The 13,964-nt window shown below is 49.8% G+C and carries 11 protein-coding genes; 7 read left to right on the top strand and 4 right to left on the bottom strand.

Going from position 1 to position 13,964, the window contains the following annotated elements; all coding sequences use genetic code 11:
- Positions 1–77: 77 nt before the first annotated feature.
- The 3 genes from EDC63_RS14810 to EDC63_RS18855 all read right to left on the bottom strand — a co-directional run bounded on the left by EDC63_RS14810 (position 78) and on the right by EDC63_RS18855 (position 6,181).
- On the bottom strand, positions 78–2,792 hold the full coding sequence (locus EDC63_RS14810; RefSeq protein ID WP_124944890.1) for a DEAD/DEAH box helicase family protein: 2,715 nt from the start codon (positions 2,790–2,792) through the stop codon (positions 78–80).
- On the bottom strand, positions 2,789–5,152 hold the full coding sequence (locus EDC63_RS14805) for a site-specific DNA-methyltransferase (RefSeq protein ID WP_124944889.1): 2,364 nt from the start codon (positions 5,150–5,152) through the stop codon (positions 2,789–2,791). Before EDC63_RS14805 ends, EDC63_RS14810 begins: the two co-directional genes overlap by 4 nt.
- Positions 5,153–6,064: 912 nt before the next feature.
- Complete coding sequence (locus EDC63_RS18855; RefSeq protein WP_223248146.1) at positions 6,065–6,181, bottom strand: phage integrase N-terminal SAM-like domain-containing protein; 117 nt, start codon at positions 6,179–6,181, stop codon at positions 6,065–6,067.
- A gap of 410 nt (positions 6,182–6,591) precedes the next feature.
- Between EDC63_RS18855 and EDC63_RS14795 the strand changes: the two genes are divergently transcribed.
- The 7 genes from EDC63_RS14795 to EDC63_RS14770 all read left to right on the top strand — a co-directional run bounded on the left by EDC63_RS14795 (position 6,592) and on the right by EDC63_RS14770 (position 11,775).
- On the top strand, positions 6,592–7,449 hold the full coding sequence (locus EDC63_RS14795) for a tyrosine-type recombinase/integrase (RefSeq protein ID WP_124944888.1): 858 nt from the start codon (positions 6,592–6,594) through the stop codon (positions 7,447–7,449).
- Between the two features lie 12 nt (positions 7,450–7,461).
- Entirely contained in the window at positions 7,462–8,655 is a 1,194-nt protein-coding gene (locus EDC63_RS14790) for an IS91 family transposase (protein ID WP_124944887.1), read from the top strand.
- Positions 8,652–8,897 carry a hypothetical protein gene (locus tag EDC63_RS14785; protein ID WP_124944886.1) on the top strand — a complete coding sequence of 82 codons (246 nt, stop codon included), beginning with the start codon at positions 8,652–8,654 and terminating at the stop codon, positions 8,895–8,897. The genes EDC63_RS14790 and EDC63_RS14785 overlap by 4 nt, the downstream gene beginning before the upstream one ends.
- 86 nt (positions 8,898–8,983) lie before the next feature.
- Positions 8,984–9,511: a hypothetical protein gene (locus EDC63_RS14780; RefSeq protein ID WP_124944885.1), complete on the top strand. Its 528-nt coding sequence runs from the start codon at positions 8,984–8,986 to the stop codon at positions 9,509–9,511.
- A 7-nt stretch (positions 9,512–9,518) separates the two neighbouring features.
- Positions 9,519–9,665 (top strand): hypothetical protein, encoded by a 147-nt coding sequence (locus EDC63_RS18580; protein ID WP_165923008.1) that lies wholly within the window; start codon positions 9,519–9,521, stop codon positions 9,663–9,665.
- A 26-nt stretch (positions 9,666–9,691) separates the two neighbouring features.
- Positions 9,692–10,789, top strand: a complete 1,098-nt coding sequence (locus tag EDC63_RS14775) for a nucleoid-associated protein (RefSeq protein WP_124944884.1) — start codon at positions 9,692–9,694, stop codon at positions 10,787–10,789.
- Complete coding sequence (locus EDC63_RS14770) at positions 10,786–11,775, top strand: GTP pyrophosphokinase (RefSeq protein ID WP_124944883.1); 990 nt, start codon at positions 10,786–10,788, stop codon at positions 11,773–11,775. The genes EDC63_RS14775 and EDC63_RS14770 overlap by 4 nt, the downstream gene beginning before the upstream one ends.
- A 142-nt stretch (positions 11,776–11,917) precedes the next feature.
- Here the strand turns inward: EDC63_RS14770 and EDC63_RS14765 are convergent, their stop codons facing one another.
- Entirely contained in the window at positions 11,918–13,549 is a 1,632-nt protein-coding gene (locus EDC63_RS14765; protein ID WP_124944882.1) for a Fic family protein, read from the bottom strand.
- Positions 13,550–13,964: the final 415 nt, after the last annotated feature.

The raw sequence follows: 13,964 nt of genomic DNA, 5'->3' as shown, positions 1-13,964 counted from the left end.
CAATTCACCTTCCGAACTGTATTGTGGTTCGTCTCGTTCCCTCATGCATTCTGGCCTTTCAGGCCTACTGCGGTGGGCTAAGACGAAACACCCGCGTCCCGAAATAGATTGTCGAGTTCCTGATGGTTGGCGAGTGTCATTCCTCGGGCTCGAATTGAAGGGTCGTTAAAGTCCAGACGGGTAATCTTCGTTCCATCCACACGTTCCATTTCGATGCGGCCGAAGTGCGTGCCGTGCCTGTCGGCAAACTCTGCCAAGCCTTGGGCCTTATACCAGGCATCTGCCTGGTTCCCGGCGTGCGGCTCCAAAATATCCACCACCAGCCCATCTCCATCCTTGCGCACAACCAGGAAATCTGGGTAGCCGGGTTTCCATTCGCCGCCCATCCGGTAGGGGTAACAAAGCGCCCATGGCTTTTTAGGCACATTGCGAAGCCACGCTACACAATCGGGAATCTCGGAGTTAATTATAGGTTTTTCCCACCCGTTAAAATCTGCGCGGAACTTGCCGTCAGCTTCTTGAAATAGGTGTTTGTCATACGCAGAGCATTCTTTGCAGACAGGCAAATTGACCACATCAGGGAGTTCCAGATAGCCAGCCTCAGGCACACGGGCCGTCGCCCACACTTCATCATAGCGTTGACGTTTATTGCTTGGCAAACCTCGTATGGCACTCATGTTCTTGGTCTTAAGTGACTGAAGGCGGTCTTTAGCCGCAGTGTCGAGTGCCTGCCATATGGACGCCTGCTGGAGCAGTAGATACAGTTCCAGTTTGGCGCGGTGTGGCTCTTCGTCGTGGTGGTTCTGCTTCAGGTAGGCCAAACAAAGGTCGTCACTCAAGCGCTGTTTGCACTGCCGGAACAGGTCTTCCACGTTTTGTTCTGTAACCTCGATAGATTCTTCCTCTCCGGCGGTGATTTCGAAGGTTCTGTGGTCCACCACTATTGGCTTGATAGTAATGACGGCCAAGCCTTCCAGGGCGGATTTGAAGTCGGCATCGGATATCAGCAGGGCATCCCGCTGGGCCGTCAGGGTGTCAACGACGAGTTTTTTCACCCCTGGCAGGGCTTCTGCATCGACACCATGCAGGATGGACAGAAGCTGAGCGAACTTCAGCAACCGACGGAAATCTGGAAGCTTCTTCCCTTGGCTGAAGGTGTAGGTTGGTAGACCATGAATGGCAAGATGGGCCGCCAAGAGTGGAGATGGAGCCGGAGGCTCGAGCTCGGCGGCCGTTTCAACTTCTGCCGTGGTAACGGCTTCCGACGTTTCTAGGGAGGGAGCGGCCGATTCATCGGCAGGTGGTTCTTCTGTGCTGGTAGCTGTCGTAGAAGGAGCAAGGGGGATTGCTGGTACAGGGGGTTCGGATGGTGCTGCCGTAGTGCTCGGCACTGTTCCAGAATCCACCTCGGTTATTACCACTGGGGCCGGCGGAAGCCCCAGTTCCACCAGGTCGGACCCCAAGGTGACTTCGGTGGCAGGGACTGTTTCCGGATCGCCTTTTAGCTTCTGGATGACGCGGTCCAGGTTTTCCCGGTCGAAATAGGGCAGATAAAGGTGAACCTCATTCAGCGTTTCGCTGCCTTCGATGCGACGCGCCAACGGTGTGCGCACCATGCGGCCGATAAGCTGGGCAATGTATGTGGCATCCTGGGCCGGCCGGAACGACATCATGACCTCTGCCCTTGGACAGTCCCAGCCGGTGGTTAAGGCCATTTTGAAAAAGACGAACTTCACGTCCGGGTCGGCGCTAATTTTGGAAGCGTCCAGCCGCCGAATCCGATGCCCTGACGTTGAGATTTCCTTTTCCTCCATAAAAGCGTGCGCCAGGTCCAAATCGTCTAAGGCACCCACTTCGCTTTCAATGGTCCGAACGGCAATTTCCAAGTCCGTGGCCGTTAGACGTTCACCGCTGCCATCGGCAACTTGAATCACCATGATGGGGGACACCACTTCCAGTTGCTGCGCCAGGCAATAATCCCTCCAAGCGTCTCGCATGACCTTCCAGCGCTGAACTGCTGCTGCCAACAGGGACCAGTCATTTGGTTGGTCGTCCTCGGGGATGCGCACGGCGAGCCGGTCTTTCAGCAGGCCGGAATTACGCACCTTGTCCACGTCCACTAGGACCTTATACATGCGCCGGTCGCTGCGTCCGATTAGCCGTTCAAAGCGCTCGGGGGTTGCGGTAACGCCCAGCACGATAGGCATGGGCTCCAGCTCCCCCGGCGAGCCCAGCAAGAACTTTTGCATGACGGTTTGGGCGTCCCGCTCCTGGATAGGGCCTTGGTTCATGCCGCGATGGGCCTCATCAATCACCACATAGAATTGGCCGCCAAGCTTCTTGGCGGTGTTTCGGATGGTTTCCCACATCGTCCAGGTGCGCTTATCCCCTTTGGTCGTCAGGTTCTTGTCACGGCCCAGTTTCTGGGTGTTCAGGAAATACACCTTACCGCCTTCCAGGGTCTCCCGGTCAAAGTCCGGTCCAACCACCACAAGCTGGTGGGCTCGCAGCATGGAGGAAGCTGAGAGAATGCGGTTCCGGGATTGCTCGTTCAGTTCCGGCTGGTCGGACAACCAAAGCAACACGGCCTCGGGTTCCGGCTCAAAGTCCTTCGCTCCAAATAAAATGTGCTCAGCAACGGCGGTCATCATCACGGTTTTTCCGGACCCGGTAGGAGCAGAAAGTAGAACGGCTTCCAAGTCTCCTTCCCGCACGTTGCGCTTGGCTTTGAGAAGTTTCGTCAGCAGCTCGGCGACGTATTCCTTCTGGAAATCAATCAGGGCCAGATTCATGACTGTCGTTCTCCCGTGTTAATCCGGAAGTTGTCCAGATAGTTTTTGTAGAGCTGCACCACATGGGCATGTGGCAACTCGGCTTTCATGGCGTAAAAGGCGTCTGCGCTGTCAGTCACCAGAAAAACATGCGTGATGTCGCTCCGTTGGGCCAATGCCTGCTCAAAATCTGCAAATTGGGTTTCTTCCAGCAGCACAGCAAAGGGATTTCCTGTCGGTAGGATGTATGGCCCTTCGCCGGTCGCAGAGGGGAGTGGCCCCTGGCATCCGGCCATCATCCAAAGTGTAGGCAAAAGCCGGGAAAACTCGCGCCCAAGTTCAACTGATAACGGGTCGAGAAAATCCAGCTTGAAATATTGCAAATTGGCCTCGAAACCATCTGCTAGGGGACGCTTCTCTTCTTCCTCGACCAATATCGGCGGCAGGGCGGCGGTTATTTTGGGCTTGAGGGCGTTGAATCCCCGGGTGTCTGTGGTAACCACGTAGAAATCGGTAAGGTGCACGGTCTCTTCGATGACTTCCAAATAGGTATCAGCCTGGGTAATGTCCCAAAGGATGGACGCTGGAGTGTCGTCGTCTAGGAACCAGGCATTGGCAGTAATTCTTGACTGCGTGACGCCGGAAACCAGTTTGGCGACATGCTTGCGCTGGGCCACAGTAAGAGATTGTCCATTTGCAAAACTCAACTGATGGATGTTCCTAGTCTTCTCTTTGGTAATGGGGCGTCCAGTTAGATACTCGCCGGGAAGCGGGGTGCCGTCATCGCGTTGGCCGTTAATGGTGAATTTATTGCGGGGCCAGGTCACCGAGCGGCAAATACCATGCCGCTCCCATTCGTCCTGCCCCGGTTGGAAGCCTTGAGTGGTGAGAGCTAGCGTTTCTTTGTCGGACGCCTCGTTGTTGGTGACGAGGATGCAACGCCGCTGGCCACCATCGGCGGCGTTGAGTAGGTTGACGGCGTTGAGAGTGGTGCCGCTGCCAGCAAAGAAGTCTAGGATAAGCGCATTTTTCTTGCGGTCAAGACCTGCCGCGCGTAAGCAGTCCTTCACTGCATATAGACTTTTCGGAAAATCAAATGGGTTTGTGGCGTCAAATATTTTTTGCAGAACCTTAGTCCCACTTTCGTTAGACGAATATAGCGTACTGTCCCACCAAGTTCCTGGAAGTCGCCCCTCGTCGATGGGAACTCTGGATTTAACGTAAACTTGAACACCCTTGCTTTTGGTAGCCCGTGCTTCTAATTGGCTTACATCTGAACTGACACGCTCAGAGCCCCAACTCCACGCTTTTTCTTCACCTCGCTGGCCAATAGGCCAAACGGCAATTTCAGATTTTCGAGGTGCTTCTATATTTACCCAAGATTTGCATTTCTCATCCCAGACCATCTTGGGTATCCGAATGGAACATCCAGATACATAGATTGGATAAAACTGTTTTGGCCTATCTTCTCTTTCTGAGTCAGCACCATGTTTTCTAAAATTGACCCATTCAAACGGGCCCTCATTATCGCCCAAGTTGTATCTCGAAAGTTGCTCTGCAGTTCTTGGCAGACGACCTATGCTTGCCTCTCCACTTCGGCCCATAAAAAGGGCATATTCGTGGTTAACCGCCATGCCATTTTGTGTTGCACGGCCACCGGGGTTGTTCCTGATGCAGGCGATGCCTAAATCAACTATTTCACCGAACTGGGGTGATTCAAGTAAGCACCTGAGGTGATGGAATTCATAGTCATCAATAGTGATAACGAGAATGCCAGTAGATTTTAGTAACCTCATACATAGCGAAATTCGCTTTTCCATGAAGGCCAGCCACTTGCTATGCCGCCAGCCATCATTACTGTCCACATAGTCGTTGTTGTATTTCCAGTCCCTTGCTCCCGTGTTGTAAGGCGGGTCAATGTAGATGCAATCTACCTGGCCGGCATACAGATATTCCAGCAACTGGAGGGCGTGGTAGTTGTCGGCCTCGATAAGTGTGTGGCTTGCTTTACCTGGTGCACGCTCGACTCGGTCCACCGGAACAAGAGTTGGATATATGGGCTCCCCGAAGCGCTTGACGGCTATTACCTCGGATTTGCCGAAGGTCTGTTCCTCGTCTGTTTGCTCACCATCGCGGATGCATGTGACTTTTTCCCGGCCGACTTTTACCACCCGATAGACTTCGCTGAGGGGGCCAGACTTCAAAGCAACCCGCGCCCCTTTCTTGATAGGAGCGGAATAGAGCGGAACGACTTCAGGCGTGTGCTCTTCGAATACAAGACCGAACTTCTTGTCGGATTTGAGTTTCCTGACTTCTTCCTGCACCCGGTTTCGAAGGTCCTGGTTCCGTATTTCGTTGATTGCGTCTTCTAGTCTGGCCATTTGAGGGGGGCTAATCTTTTCTTGTAGTTATCTAGCATGAAGGTATCACCTTTATACCGATTCTGTCTAAATTAACAACATAAGGCGATTTCGGCACACTACCCTATTTGACCTGGCATGTTTTTCATGCTGGGCAGCCATTTTACTGAGTTAATCAAGTGGACAGACTTGCATTAAATTAATGCTGCCCCTTTAATATGCTACAAACGACACATGCCTTTGAACAAAATCTGTATCAGCTGCGCATTCATTGAGAATGATCGTCCATTACATGGCATTGAGCGGACCGTGGTTAGCAAGGTGGCGACCGGCTAAAATGGCCAAAATGAGGCTCGGCATGCACACCTTGAGCTTATCAGTTAGCCTTTCCACATAGCAGCCATTTGCAAGTAGTGAGGCCTCGTTGGGATAGAGGACTACTTTGCTGTCACTCTAAGACCACCACCCACAGTAAAATCCAGTATCCCGGTAAATATAAAGTAGGTTAAACGCCGACACTGTAGCACATGTGGAAAATACCTGAAATACCGCGATCTAATAGAATGCGAAGAAACTCAAGCTAGAGCTAGCTTACCGAATCTACCCAAAGAACCCAAGAACATCCCATTATCAGCTCTTTTATTTCAGCCATGAGCTACTTTTTTATTGATTATTGTAGTGGTGATAAATTGCTTAGATTTTATTATTCCATGTCAGGTAACTCCAATTGACTGATATTCTGTAACCCTCAAACCTGCGCCGTATAGAATTTCTGCCATCAGTTTTGGCGTGCCCTGCATCTGGCCCAGAACTGCTCTAACTTCATCTCGGGTCAATACCACTGGCACAAGGTGCCTGTGCTGCACCCGCTTGAGATTGGGTTGAAGCGGCTACTTGGCGTTTGACAGCAAGATGATTCAGAAACAAAACGACTTACGGTTGGCCGAGGGTGTCAGGATGGCGGTTACCGTGAAAATAAATATACTGCTTGATCCAGTAGCGATAACTCTCTTCTGTGCGCGGGCTGAAATGACGTCGCCGACAAGCGATTGTGACACGTTCAAGTAGGCGGGAGGATTCAGGTGCTGCTGTGGTCTGTGTACCCCGTGAGGTTACTCCCTTTTAAAGTGAAAATTGAGAAAGATACCGCTGGATAATATACAGTGGTTGCCTGTCCGTATGATTGTGCTTGAATATTAAATAATAAATGGTTAATCTACTTGTCATCAATAGGTTAATAAGAGATTCCGGTTTCCGTATTATCAATACATGTCCGGACGAATCTGTCATATGAATAACTGTTCGAACTAAACCGCTTCGCGGTGGTGGTACAAGCGCGACGCTCGTCGCGTTTTCTTTGATGGGTATGATCGTCGACCTCTTTGCTGGAACTCAACAATCCGTGGTTGTCATACGGTTTATGCGGGGTATGTTCCCCGTATTGAGCCAAGGAGACAGTCATGGGTGCACTACGTGAACAAATGGACAAAGACATGGTGTTGCGTGGAATGTCGCCACGTACGCGCGAGTCTTATCTTTATGTAGTAAAGGGTTTGGCGAAGCACTATCATAAGAGTCCTGACACCTTGAGTGAGCAGGATATCCAAAATTACCTGCTGTATCTGATTGAAGAGCGCAAGCTCGCCTGGAGCAGTTGCAACATCGTCGTGCAGGGACTGAAGTTCTTTTATTACACCACGCTACGACGTGACCGCATGGCATTGATCATTCCGCGCCGCCGCGCACCATCCAAGTTACCTGAAATGCTCTCGCGTGAGGAGATTATTGCCCTGTTCGAGGCTGCGACACACCCCAAACATCGCTTACTACTGATGACTGCCTACTCTGCTGGTCTGCGGGTATCCGAACTGGTGCGCTTGAGAATTACAGATATCGATCCCAATCAGATGACGATCCGTGTCGAACAGGGCAAGGGGGCGAAGGATCGGTACACGGTCCTGTCAAAACAACTGCTGGTCGAGTTGCGCAAGTATTGGAAGCGCGAGCGTCCAGCAATATGGCTCTTCCCTGCCACGCACACACCAGACGAGCCGATGAATGCGGAAACAGCACAGAAGATCTTCTATCGCTGCAAGCAGCGTGCCGGCATCACCAAGCGCTGTGGCATTCACAGCTTGCGCCATGCCTTTGCCACACATCTGCTGGAAGAGGGAACAGATCTCCATCGCATCCAGCGTTTGCTCGGCCATGGCCAACTGTCCACGACAATGCGTTATTTCCATCTGGCACAGAGTAACCTTATGCAGACCCAGTCGCCACTGGAGTCGTTGGCCGCACGTGTAGCAACCCGTCGCTAGGAGCCACCTATCATGTCAGCCGGCTGTGCCCACGGCCGCCAGGCGCATGCGCGTCTGGAATTAGCACAGGTGTTACGCGCCCACGGGGCGACCTATATGCAATCGCACCCGATGGCCACCGTACAGCGGCGTGCGATTACTGCCATTGAGACGTGCCGTACCGCAGCTTTGGGTGGGCACGCGCGCCAGTGCGACGCTTGTGGGGCGATAACCATCAGCTACAACTCCTGCCGCAATCGCCATTGCCCGAAATGCCAGACGCTGGCAAAAGAGCGCTGGGTTGCGGCACGCGCAGCGGAATTAATGCCGGTGCCGTACTTCCACCTGGTGTTCACTTTGCCGCATGCACTGAACTCCTTGGCACAGGCGAATCCACGCACGATCTACGCGGCGCTGTTCCAGGCTGCCTCCGAGACGCTGATGGCGTTTGGACACAACGCGCGCTGGCTAGGTGGGGAACTGGGCGCCACGCTGGTACTGCATACCTGGGGGCAGAATCTCGGACAACACCTGCATGTGCATGCGCTGGCGGCAGGCGCCGCACTCGCCGCCGATGGTGCACTCAGACTCGCCAGGCCAGGCTTCCTGTTTCCGGTAAAGGCTCTGTCGCGCGTGTTCCGTGGCAAGTATCTCGCCGCACTGGAATACGCATTCGCTCATGAGCAACTGCGCTTTGGTGGTGGTACACAGGCGTTGCAGGCGCCTCGGGCATTTGCTGCATTCGTCGCGCAACTGCGCCAGTCTGACTGGGTGGTCTATGCCAAGCGCCCATTCGCAGGACCGCGTCAGGTGCTTGCCTATCTGGGTCGCTATACGCACCGGGTGGCGATCAGCAATCAGCGGCTGGTGAGCCTCTCGGAGACCGCGGTGCGCTTTCGCTGGCGCGACTACGCCCACGATAACGCAACCAAAGTGATGACACTCGCTCCCGAAGAGTTCATCCGCCGCTTCCTGCTGCATGTGCTGCCGACAGGTTTCATGCGCATCCGCCATTACGGCTGGCTTGCCAATCGCAATAAGGGCGACCGGCTCCCCAGGTTACGGCAACTGCTCGATCAACCAGCTCCGCCCAAGCTGGAACCAGAGAGCGTAGTCACCTTTCTGCTGAGGGTGTGCCACATCGATATCACACGCTGTCCGCATTGCGGGGAGCAGCGGCTTCGCCTCATGGAAACCTTTTACCCGAGATCCCGCAGCCCACCATGAACAATTATCCTGTTACAGCATTCTACGTCCTACCGAACGGCCAGACACCGCTCGCCGGTACGGCTGCGACCAAGATCAAGTTGACCCAAAATAATGCTTGTGCCATAGTCTCATGCCAGCTCGCTGTGAGCGTTTTGCCAGGAAAATATCAAAAAAATGTGCGCCCAACGCTTACCAAACAGGGAATTTACCGTCACCACGCACCGTCGGCACCATTCAATTTCCATAGCACAGTGCCTTAAATACAGCGATTCAGTTCAACAGATTTTTTACGCCATGCTGTCGCACGACGGAAAAAATCCTATTCGTTAGACATTAAAGGCTCGCTATGGGTTATGCGCTTTCAAATCTCGGCAATCTTCCAATTCAGGACGAGATCGATCTATATATTTTCGTAGTCGGTTCTTCGTGGAAAGATGAGACCTACGAAGCAATCGAAACCAACTTCATGGAGCTTGCTAGGCGAATTGGGCCAAAAGCTGTAATTGCGAAAGGTTTTGAGCCAGAAGCATGGTCATCGCAAATATGCGACAGATACCTTGGCAAAAATGTGAAAACCCTTTACGACGTTTTTCCAGCTTTACTCATAACGGACTCTCACCCTGAAAACTTGACCGAAAAAAGCATGCGCTTGCTTATCTCGTTGCGGGATGCACACAAGCGTTTTGGCGGTACAGCCGCCTTCTTTGAGGCCTTGAGCGATTTTGCGCGCACAAGAAATCCTGAATTTCTCCAGAAATTTGAGACCCAAGAATCTTTTGGTAGTAAAACTTGGTCTGTTCTTGAGCTCAAGCCTAATTTCTTCGGTTTTGGTGTAAATCTAAAAGAACTTATTGCGCGGGCTCAAGGAAAGTAAATGAGATGTGCTAAAAAGTCTAACTTTACGTTCAAGGTTTATCCGCCGCAAGTTCGGCACGGCTACTGCTGTGTTGGGGTGGGCGACAGATAAACGCTATTCGTTAGGCGACAAGTTCAGAAAACTCTTATCTGCTCAAAGCAAACTTGAATAATAGATATAAATTACATAGGATTGCACATGCATCTACTTAACTTTAATGTTGATCGTATTATAATTCATCAGGTATATCGCAGAGACCCAGATGGTAATAAAATAGTACCCACTCAAAGTCATGAGTTCACGAATTTTGAGCAAAGTGCGATGCAAGAGTTTAAGTCACGTGTTAAAGATGCGATTGGTGAAGGATCGAAAGCGGTTCAAATGGAAATTGTAAATCAAGAAACGAATGATTTACCTACACTTGTTGATCAACTTATAGATAAAGATAACGTGGGTTTTGCTGTATCTTCCTATGACATAGCAAAAAAACTTACTGAGGCGCAGCAAACAAAATCAATTCCAGGTGGAATAGTCGTTATTTTTTCAGGAACACAAGGAAGCCATTCAAAGCGCTTTCTTGGGATTATCAAGGCAGAAGTACATAGCGGATACGAAAAAGAGATAAATCCAAAAACAAATGAAATTTCATTAAAGTTTGTAGAAGAGCTGTTACTAACTCCTGGGACCAGGCTGTATAAAACTGCAGGATTTTTTGAGAAATTTGATCACAATGGAATAAGTGAAAATTTAAATGACAAATGGATAGTTATGGTTTCTGACTACCAAATAAGTAAAGCAGAAGGGAAAGCTGCTGCTCATTATTTCTACTCAGATTTTTTAGGGTGTGGCTATCCAGAAACAAGTGCTAGAACTACAAAACAATTTTACGAATCTACGCGCCTATTTATATCTGAAATGAACGCTACAGAGGAAAGGAAGAGCAGTCTTTTGAATGCGCTAACGACATATCTAAAAGTTGAAACGTCTTCTACAATTAGTTCATCTGATTTTGCTGAAAAATACCTAGATGATATCGATCTTCAAGACACGTTCACGGCGTATATGAAGAGTACAGGCTTGCCCGATAATGCGTTTACTAAAGACATAGAACATATAGAAAAACAATTGCAATTCAGAAAAGTGAACTTTCGTAGCAATGTAAAGATTACCGCTCCTTCCGATGTTTTCAAGGATCTTGTTATTATTGAATCTATAGATGGTGATATTGATGCGTCTGGCTCTCCTGCAGAATGGACGAAGGTGATAATCAAGGACAGAATTATTAAGCAAGAATGAATGAATTAGAATTTATAAATCAGTGGAAATTAGATAAGCCTATTTATGAGGCGTGGGGTAATTATGTCGTAAACTCGATATGTTATGAACTAGAAAAAATGGGTAAGAATTCCGATACTTTTTTGAAGATACCTTCAAAGTGTCGCTTGAAAGAGGACTCTTCTTTAGTAGATAAAGCATTCTATCGCCCAGGAAAGCAGTATTCAGATCCTTATAATCAAATAGAAGATAAAGTTGGTGCTCGATTTGTAGTTCTTCTATTGGAGGACATAAAAGAAATATGCGAAATTGTAAAAGGAAATAGCGAATGGACCTTTGATGAGTGCAAACATTTTGAAGATGATAAAAAGAGGGACCCCCTTCTTTTTACCTATCAGTCAGTTCACTACATTTTAAGGCCGAAAGATAATTTAATTACACATGGCATTAATGTCCCCGCGACAACGGCCTGTGAACTTCAAGTTAGAACACTTTTGCAGCATGCTCATGCCGAGTTAACTCATGATGCAATTTATAAAACAAAAAAAACTGTACGACCTGAAGTGCATCGTACTGTTGCTAAAAGTATGGCGCTAATTGAAACAACTGATGAATTTTTTACTTCTGTAACAAAACAGCTGAACTACGGGCCTCTTCAAGAATATGGTGTTATTGAAAGGCTCGATGGTCTTTATTTAAGTCTTACCGGCATTAAGTCCCACCTTCAAAAATCATCCATAGTTATATGGGATGAATATGAACAGTTTATAGATGATAAACTTTTTGATAACATACAAATCCTATTGACTAACCCTAAATACAGTTACTTGCCAGATACAATCAAAAATCGATACCCTGAAAATGTTTTTTATCAACAAAGCACCATCTTATTTATTTACTGGATGCTCATATATAGAAAACGGAGACTTCTCGAAAATTGGCCATTTCAGCGTGAATTGCTTGAACCCTTGGCGGTAGACTTGGGGATGAGTACTTGGACCGATTAAAGCTTAACATTTCATAAACACGGACAAAATAAAGCCGCTTCGCTTTGCGGATTTATTTTTCCGGTTATGCAGAACGTTGGGCGTCTAAACTGCGGACACGCTCTCCTCAAGACTGAGATACGCCTTAATCAATCAACAACGCTCAGAGATTTGCCGTCGAATTTGAGCCCCGAACCACACATTCAGACAAAAACTTTGCAAAAGGCGTGATGTCGTCCGAGGCGCTTGCCGATTCCAACGCACCCATATACCGATCCCGATCCTCAACCCGGATGATGGTCCACGGATAGCCGCCAGAGGCCAGCATCAGATTCATGGTGAAACGAGCCATACGGCCATTGCCGTCCATGTAAGGATGGATAAAACCAAACAGCCAATGCCCGAGCACTGCACGTACGTACGCATCTGGCTCCTGGCTGAAGCATTCACGCAAGGCTTCCATGCCATCAAGCACGTAGTCGTAATGGGGTGGCGAATGGAGCGACCCCCGTAGAAACACCATATGCCGGCGATACCCCACTAGGTCAGCACGCTCAAGGATGCCTGCATTCACTGAAGGACCAAACAGTTTTTGGTACCAAACCTGGTGCTGTTCGGAGAAGAGACGACTACCCAACAGGGTATCGGTCTCCCGGGAGGTGTAAGCCTGCACCACATCGTCTTTCACTAGATCGAAGGCGTCGAGATAACCTTTGGCGGCCATGGCGGCCACTTGCTTCATATCATCCTCGTTGTTAAGGGGATCCCAGCCCTCCTCGGCAATCTTGCGGATCAGCTCCAGGGTTACACGATACCGCTCAATCGACAAGCTATGATAGGCATCCTCTACTCGAACGGCTTGCACCTGCGTAAGGTACTCGTCCGGAGAGGCTGTGATGATTGCAGTTGTCGGCCGGCAGGTCAGCACCGCCTCCCGATGTTGCATCCATAGCATATGGATACGAGCGTAAAGCGGTGTCCGTCCCGGACGTCCAAGTGAATACACTGACTCTGCATCAAAGGGGTGATCATCTGTGCGGATCTGGATATTCAGCCCTTTCAGCTGGTTGAGCACTGCATCCACAAAATCAATTCTGCCAACTTGGCGATAACCCGATAGCAGCCGGGCGAGGCCGGCGCGATTTACGTCGACCAAAACCGCCAGCACACCGGGATCATTCATCTGTGCCATGGCAATCTGCACCTCCCGTGCGTGCGCGGTGAAATACCTGGGTGGCAGGTTCACCAGGCAATATGGCAAAGACATACATCGCAGGCCCTGCAGCATGTATTGATGCGCCGGCGCAGGGAAGCCACCTTTGCCTGGATACAGGGCCACTGTATGGCCAAAGGCCAGATCCTGCACCTGGCTCTGGTTGACAGCCAGCATCACGTTGACCGTAGGCGGGATCACATTGTACTGCGCGTGACGCAATAAGGATTGTTCCGCTGTGAGGCAGTAGTCAGCCCCAAAACGATCACTCAGGTAGCGTGCCAGGTATTCCCAGAAGTTAGCATAAAAAGGCGTCGTATCCCCGGCATCTGACGTCGGATCAGATACGAAATACCAACCTTTGAGGATTTCCCTCAAGTAGCCTGTCTTCAGCAACAGCACCCGGGTATCATTGCTGATCTGGGGACCACGGACCACTCCTCGGTCTGCCCCCAAGACATCGTGCAACTCTTTCAGAGCCCGAGCCAGACGTTGTCTTGCGCTGATTCTTGGGCGCGCCATCGCATATTCTCCATGTTTTAGTAAGATTAATTTACATGTTTTAATATAAATTATCAACATGTTTAGCTGTAAAAAACAGGCTGTAACCCTGTATTTTAAGGAAATTTCGTGTATGTAGAAAACCGTAAAAAATCGAATGAAAGTCTAAATGGCTACCGGGCCAGTTCGGAGCATGTCCGCATTTTTGTCTTATCGTGAATACCCACAAAGGCCGAGAGACGGCCACCGTAGGTAGCGGAAAAATCCAGTTAGGGTCGATTGTGACCGGCAACTCATTCCCGGCAGTTTTGAATACGCGAAGTTGAAAAACGTCTACGAAACTATGGGAAGTCCAGACAAATCATTATATCAAACATAAATCTGCAAATTCTTTTACATGTACTATTGATCCGGCCAGATGAAGTTTGAATTTTTCATGCGGCATATTTTACGTGGATATCCTGAAAGTAACTTTTGACCCGTTCAGGTGATTGCT

It is taken from the genome of Sulfurirhabdus autotrophica (assembly GCF_004346685.1).
Lineage (GTDB): Bacteria > Pseudomonadota > Gammaproteobacteria > Burkholderiales > SMCO01 > Sulfurirhabdus > Sulfurirhabdus autotrophica.
The sequence above is the reverse complement of the archived record's forward strand: the minus strand, read 5'-3'. Positions and strand labels throughout refer to the sequence as shown.